We start from the raw sequence: 222 nt of genomic DNA, 5'->3' as shown, positions 1-222 counted from the left end.
CGTTCACCTGGTTCCCCACGTTCACCTGGTTCCCCACGTTCACCTGGTTCCCCACGTTCACCTGGTTCCCCACGTTCACCTGGTTCCCCACGTTCACCTGGTTCACCTTGATCGCCTTGTTCACCACGCTCACCTTGAATGCCTGGTTCACCTGGTTCCCCACGTTCCCCACGTTCCCCACGTTCACCTGGTTCGCCTTGTTCACCACGCTCGCCGGGAATA

The 222-nt window shown here is 59.5% G+C and carries 1 protein-coding gene; it reads left to right on the top strand.

Annotated features, from left to right (window positions below; translation table 11 throughout):
- Window positions 1–222, top strand: a 222-nt coding sequence (locus tag QUB68_RS25125; RefSeq protein WP_332997565.1) for a hypothetical protein, incomplete at both ends; no start/stop codon positions are given.

Origin of the sequence: Microcoleus sp. A006_D1 (genome assembly GCF_036702805.1) — a bacterium.
Taxonomy (GTDB): Bacteria; Cyanobacteriota; Cyanobacteriia; order Cyanobacteriales; family Microcoleaceae; genus Microcoleus.
This window is presented reverse-complemented; position numbering and strand designations above follow the sequence as displayed.